This window comes from Lentiprolixibacter sp. (genome assembly GCF_982873095.1).
On record NZ_CEYNTP010000166.1, the window covers coordinates 1 to 6,395 of the forward strand.

Consider the following 6,395-nt stretch of genomic DNA (forward strand, 5'->3'; position numbering starts at 1 on the left):
GCTGGTAAACCAGGATGGGATTTTCAATGATGATGCCTATGAATACGACGAAGTAGGCATTCCCTTCCTGGCTGCTTTGGGAAGAGAATTGCATCAGTACGAACTGGGAAGAAAATAGCAAAAAAAACACCGCAAATGCGGTGTTTTTCTTTTGTTTCCTTACCCTTATTTAGGCATAACTACGTCTTCAATGATGTGGATCACTCCATTGGAAGCCATAACATCTGTCTTGGCGATTTTGCTGTAGTTCCCGTTAGCATCCATCAGGTAGATTCCACCATTACGGCTTACAGCGGTCAGGGTAGCTCCATTAAGAGTGGTAAGCGTGGCTTTTCCCTTTCCGTTTTTCAATGCAGCCGCAACATCAGAAGCGGTCAATTTTCCCGCAACCACGTGGTAGGTTAAGATTGCAGATAGTTGTTCTTTGTTTTGCGGCTGGAGCAAGCTGTTCAAAGCAGCCTTGTCAATTTTTGCAAACCCGTCGTTTACAGGGGCGAAAACAGTAAAAGGTCCGTCACCCTGAAGTGCAGGTACCAGGTCAGCTGCTTTTAATGCAGCAACCAGTGTGGAGAAATCATCTACAGAAACAGCGATATCAACGATGTCTTTAGTGCTGTTTTGAGCAGATGCTTTTGGGGCCAACGCCAGGAAGGCAACGGCAGAAAATAAAAAAATGACTTTTTTCATGATTTGTTTTTTAAAGATTAATTTTTAGAACTTGTCAGTTGAGATTCTCATTTATAATTACACAGGGTTTGACGGCCTGGATGAGAAAAGTTCATATTTATCATATCTTTAACATCTTATATGGATCAACCTGCTGAAGACATACTGTACATCAGGCGGCTGCAAGAAGGGCGGAAAGACGCCCTCTATGCCCTGTACAGAAAATATTCCGGCGCACTGTATGGGGTCATTCTCAGGATGTGCAGGGAAGAATTCCTGGCTCAGGAGATCCTGCAGGACACCTATGTCAAGGTTTGGAAACAAATCCACACATATGACCCGGAAAAAGGGCGATTCTATACCTGGGCCTACCGAATCGCGCGAAATACCACCCTCAATGCGCTCAGAAAAGAAAACAAGCTCATCCAAACGGAGGATTTAAGTGTATATACAGATAAGGAAGATGAAGGGGAAATCCGGGACTATACACAACTTAATGGCGTACTCCGGAACCTGGAATCTCATCATCAGAAGGCCATAGAGTTGGTCTATTTTAAGGGATATACCCACCGGGAGGCACATAAGGAAATGGGGGTCCCCCTGGGTACCTTTAAATCTTATGTTAAACAGGCTTTGAAACAGTTAAGAAATACATATCAAAAGGAGATGTTGTGGCTTCTCTTTTTTATTAAGATGATTGGATAATGGACAGGCAAAAGATCATCGGGGAAAATTTACTTATTCCGTATGTCACAGGGACCCTGGACGAGGAACAGCGTATGGCTGTAGAAAGGGTATTGGCTGAGGACAAAGAACTCAGGGAGACGTACCGGCAGCTTGAAGCAGATTTTGAAAAGCTGGCGATGGAGAATGCGATACTACCCCCAGAGGGAGTTTTAACCGGCCTTAAACAAAAATTAGAGGGTGAAGAAGGTCCGGTAATCAGGTTATCCGGGGATCGGAAGACCTACACCCAGCTCAGATCACGATTGCTGGTAGCAGCTTCCCTGGCCGCAATTTTTGCCCTGGGAGCATTCTGGTTCTATACCCAGTGGCAGGATGCCAACGATACTCTGAACAGCCTGCAACTGCAGACCGCGGATCTTCAGGAAAGGATCAATTCCCTGGAAGGTACCCTGCAGTTAACCACAAAACGCTATCAAACCATCACTGACCCAAATGCCATCCCCCTGGTACTGGAAGGAAATGAAATGCTGCCCAATTCCCGGGCCATTGCCTACCTGAACCACCGATCACGGGAGGTAGTCGTCAACCCCAAAGGCTTACCCCCCCTGGAAGCAGATAAAACCTACCAGATGTGGGCCGATGTGGAAGGGGAGATGATTAATATGGGACTTGTCCCAACCTCAGAAGAGTGGGTGGAACTCGCCTATATTGATGATGCAGAATCCCTTAATATTACCATTGAGCCAGCAGGGGGTAACGACCACCCCACAGTGGAGAACCTGATCTCCTATGTAGTCCTTTAAGAAGATAGTGGTTCCCCGTACAGATCAAAGTCTGTAGCTCCTGTAATCCTGATTTGAACAAAGTCGCCAATTTTCACATAATACCGGCTGGCATCAATCAGTACCTCATTGTCCACATCCGGGGAATCAAATTCTGTGCGTCCTACAAAATGGTTGCCCTCCTTGCGATCGATAAGGCAGTCAAATACCTTTCCAATCTTCTCCTGGTTGAGTTCCCAGGAGATTTGTGCCTGGATTTCCATAATCTCGTTCGCGCGCCTTTGCTTAACATCGCCAGGGACATCATCATTAAGAGCGTAAGCATGGGTATTTTCCTCGTGACTGTAGGTAAAACAGCCCAGCCGGTCAAAGCGCATTTCCCTGACCCAGTCTTTGAGGATCTGAAAATCCTCCTCTGTTTCTCCGGGGTAACCTACGATCAAGGTCGTACGGATGGCCATTCCAGGAACCTTCTCCCGGAATTCCCGCAACAGTTTATTGGTCTTCTCTTTTGTGGTGCCCCGCCTCATACTTTTTAATATGGGGTCTGAAATATGCTGCAAGGGGATATCGATATAATTGCACACCTTGGGTTGTGTGCGTATAACATCGAGCACTTCGGTTGGAAAGCCTGTAGGAAAGGCATAATGCAAACGGATCCACGCAATCCCATCCACCTCACACAGCGCTTCCAAAAGTCGCGTCAGCTCTCTTTTTTTATAAAGGTCAAGTCCGTAGTAGGTCAGGTCCTGTGCAATTAAGATCAGTTCTTTTACCCCATTACTGGCAAGTTTCTTAGCCTCAATCACCAGCTCTTCTATGGGCTTGCTACGGTGCTTACCGCGCATCAATGGGATAGCACAAAAAGAACAGGGACGGTCACAACCTTCGGAGATTTTGAGATAGGCGTAATTTTTAGGGGTTGTGGTAAGGCGTTCTCCTATCAGTTCATGTCTGTAATCTGCCCCCAGGGCTTCCAATAGATTGGGAAGGTCTGTAGTACCGAAATACTGATCCACCAGGGGGATCTCCTTCTCCAGATCAGGTTTGTAGCGTTCACTGAGGCATCCGGTAACAAAGACCTTGTCGACTTCACCTGCTTCTTTCTTCCTGACGTATTCCAGAATGGTATTTACACTTTCCTCCTTGGCATTGTCAATAAACCCGCAGGTATTGATTACCGTGATATTGCCTTCCCCCTCATGGACTACCTCTTTATTACTGGCTTTTAACTGCCCCATGAGCACCTCTGAATCGTAGAGGTTCTTGGAACAACCCAGGGTAATGACGTTAATGCGATGTTTCTTCGTGGACTTTGTCCTCATATCTGCCTAAAGAGTGCAAAAATACAACATATGGGTTCATGATAAAGGAACCTGTTGTGGATACCCCCCCACATCCTCAACTTCCTTCAGACAACTAGGGGTACATTTCCGGCATTTGACGTATCCGGGTGGCCTGCTCAAACGCATATCCCAGCTGGAGTAATTTTTGCTCCTCAAAGGGTTTGGCAATAAAAGTAAGGCTCACCGGCTCGCCAGTCTCCCTGTACCCCATCGGCACGGTGAGTGCAGGATATTTCGCCACTGCGGCGTAACCCGCATGGTAATTGTTGATAGAAAGGACGGCATCGAGCTGAAATTCTTCCATGGCCTTATCAAAGAACAGACGTCCGTTAGCCTGCAGCTTATCCTTGATGCTTTGCAGCTCTTCCATGGTTGTGGAATCCTGGAGTATCCCTTCAAAAAGTGCCTGACCATAAGGTATCCGAACCAGGGTATCCTGGCGGTTAAAGGCCACCACATCGGCAATATTGCGTACACGAACCGCTGTAGTATCCGTGACCTGCGTTTGAATATACGCCGGCAAGTCGTACTTCATATCGATATTCAAGAGGGTCAGGAAGCCCTCCATTTCTACTTCGGGAGGAGTAAATGCAACTACTTCTGCACCCAAAGCCCTCAAGCGATCCACGGTTTGGGCATAGAGGGAATCAGATTCAATTAAGGCCTGAATAGCGCCCAGTCGCTTTCCCCGGAGTATTGCTCCTTCCAGGATACCATTTAGGTAGTCTGAAGATGCATCTACAGACTTCTCATCTCTCGGGTCCTTCCCGGTCATGGCACTGAGCAGAATTGCGTTGTCTACAACATTTCGGGTCATGGGACCAGGGGTATCCAGCGTGCTTGAAATAGGCACAATACCCGTGCGGCTGAGCAGGCCGATAGTCGGTTTTAACCCCACTACTGAATTCTGGCTGGAGGGCGAAAGGATTGACCCAGAAGTTTCGGTGCCCACAGCGGCAACAGCGTAATTGGCAGCAGTGGCCGTACCACTTCCGGAACTGGATCCTCCGGTCTCAAAAATACGCCTGCCATAGGGATTCAGTGTTTGTCCCCCAACGGCACTGTAACCCACCGGACATCCCCTGCAAAGGAAATAGGCCCACTCACTGAGATTTACTTTTCCAAGAATAAGCGCCCCGTTCTTTTTAAGTTGTTGAACAATGTGGGCATCGTTGGTGGTATAATTGTTTTCAAGGGCGATGGCACCCGCAGTAGTGCGCATGCCGGTGGTATTGATGTTGTCTTTCAGGAGTATGGGCATACCAAAGAGGGGGTGTCTCGTGCTATCAGGAGACTCCTTCAATTCCTGATCCTTTTCCCGGGCTTGCTCGAGGACCTTTTCATTCAGGGCAATGACGGTATTGAGTGTGGTGCTATTGTCCAGTTCGTATTTATAGATCCGGTAGAGGTAAAAGAGCACCAACTGTTCATAACTCAGTTTTCCTGAGGCTACATTCAATAGAATAGATGGGATGTTCTGTTCCAGGATTAGCGGTTTGAGGGCCTCATGATCCTCCTCTGTAAATTTGGAAACCTCGTGGTAAAGGGGTCGGAAGACCTCGTTCTTGTCCAGCACTTTTGACTGGATCAGTTTATAGCGCATCCTGGTTGTCTCATGGTCCTGGTTGGCCGCTACTTCTGAAGAGTCATTATAGGGTTCCCAAAGGACAATATCTGATGCATCGGTTTTGGGATCGGTTTTGCATGCTGCTATGACTAGCAACATCGATAACAAATAAAGTAGCTTTTTCATGTTTATCTGGATTTAATTACCCTATTCAGGAATCCGTTTTGAAGAACGAATCCACAAACTCGAACTTGTTAAACACCTGCAGGTCTTCAAGGCCTTCACCTACGCCAATGTACTTTACTGGGATCTGGAATTGATCAGAAATGCCAATTACTACCCCACCTTTTGCTGTACCATCGAGTTTGGTAACGGCAAGGGAGGTAACTTCTGTCGCCTTGGTAAACTGTCTGGCCTGCTCAAAAGCATTCTGGCCTGTGGAACCGTCCAACACCAGCAATACGTCGTGCGGGGCATCGGGTACTACTTTTTGCATTACCCTTTTCACCTTGCCGAGCTCATTCATAAGGTTGACCTTATTGTGGAGCCGGCCAGCCGTATCGATTAGCACTACGTCCGCCCCCTGGCTAACTGCCGCACTTAGGGTATCAAAGGCTACCGAGGCCGGATCACTGCCCATTTTTTGCTTGATAATGGGCACCTGTACACGGTCGGCCCAAACCTGGAGCTGATCGATGGCAGCAGCACGGAAGGTGTCTGCCGCACCCAACATTACCTTATGTCCCTGTTTTTTAAACTGGTAGGCCAGCTTCCCAATGGTGGTGGTTTTCCCTACCCCATTAACGCCAACTACCATGATCACATAGGGCTTCGAAGAGGTATCGATCTGGAAATCCGAGGCTTCCCCGTGATGGGTTTCTGAAAGTAAAGCTGCGATCTCCTCCCTCAGGATCTGATCGAGTTCATCGGTACCCATATACTTATCCCTTGCCACACGTTCTTCGATCCTTTCGATGATCTTCAATGTGGTTTCCACCCCGACGTCTGAAGTGACCAGTACTTCTTCCAGGTTGTCCAGCACATCATCATCCACACTGGATTTTCCCGCAACAGCCTTACTCAGTTTAGAAAAAAAACTGGTTTTGGACTTTTCGAGGCCCTTATCCAGGGTCTCCTTGTTCTGGGAAGAAAAGATTTTTTTGAATAGACTCATACCTTTGACGCAATTATCCCGTAAAGATAGGAAATAAAAAAAGCCGTTTTGTTATCAAAACGGCCTTCCTCTATGCTTTGAATTTCTTTCTATTTCTTCGCCAGCCAGTCGTTTACAAACTCTGGAGGCATGATGCCTTCAACAAAGGTATACGCCCCGCTTTTCGGAGATTT

At 47.4% G+C, this 6,395-nt stretch carries 7 protein-coding genes; 2 read left to right on the plus strand and 5 right to left on the minus strand.

The features are described from left to right. Window positions 1–165: 165 nt before the first annotated feature. Window positions 166–687 carry a fasciclin domain-containing protein gene (locus AC4E7D_RS10210; protein ID WP_490173697.1) on the minus strand — a complete coding sequence of 174 codons (522 nt, stop codon included), beginning with the start codon at window positions 685–687 and terminating at the stop codon, window positions 166–168. Between the two features lie 120 nt (window positions 688–807). Between AC4E7D_RS10210 and AC4E7D_RS10215 the strand changes: the two genes are divergently transcribed. After that, the gene (locus tag AC4E7D_RS10215) at window positions 808–1,371 is read left to right on the plus strand and encodes an RNA polymerase sigma factor (RefSeq protein ID WP_490173698.1); all 564 of its coding nucleotides are present in this window, start codon (window positions 808–810) and stop codon (window positions 1,369–1,371) included. Beyond that, window positions 1,371–2,156 (plus strand): anti-sigma factor, encoded by a 786-nt coding sequence (locus AC4E7D_RS10220; RefSeq protein ID WP_490173699.1) that lies wholly within the window; start codon window positions 1,371–1,373, stop codon window positions 2,154–2,156. Before AC4E7D_RS10215 ends, AC4E7D_RS10220 begins: the two co-directional genes overlap by 1 nt. On the opposite strand, the gene rimO is transcribed toward AC4E7D_RS10220, so the two are convergent. The 4 genes from rimO to AC4E7D_RS10240 form a co-directional block, all read right to left on the minus strand. Next, complete coding sequence (rimO, locus tag AC4E7D_RS10225; protein ID WP_490173700.1) at window positions 2,153–3,460, minus strand: 30S ribosomal protein S12 methylthiotransferase RimO; 1,308 nt, start codon at window positions 3,458–3,460, stop codon at window positions 2,153–2,155. The two genes, AC4E7D_RS10220 and rimO, sit on opposite strands and share 4 nt — an antisense overlap. 94 nt (window positions 3,461–3,554) lie before the next feature. Then, window positions 3,555–5,234 carry an amidase family protein gene (locus tag AC4E7D_RS10230; protein ID WP_490173701.1) on the minus strand — a complete coding sequence of 560 codons (1,680 nt, stop codon included), beginning with the start codon at window positions 5,232–5,234 and terminating at the stop codon, window positions 3,555–3,557. Between the two features lie 25 nt (window positions 5,235–5,259). Beyond that, on the minus strand, window positions 5,260–6,222 hold the full coding sequence (gene ftsY / locus AC4E7D_RS10235; RefSeq protein ID WP_490173702.1) for a signal recognition particle-docking protein FtsY: 963 nt from the start codon (window positions 6,220–6,222) through the stop codon (window positions 5,260–5,262). Between the two features lie 89 nt (window positions 6,223–6,311). Further along, window positions 6,312–6,395, minus strand: an 84-nt coding sequence (locus tag AC4E7D_RS10240) for a DUF4295 family protein (RefSeq protein WP_490173703.1), incomplete at its 5' end; no start/stop codon positions are given.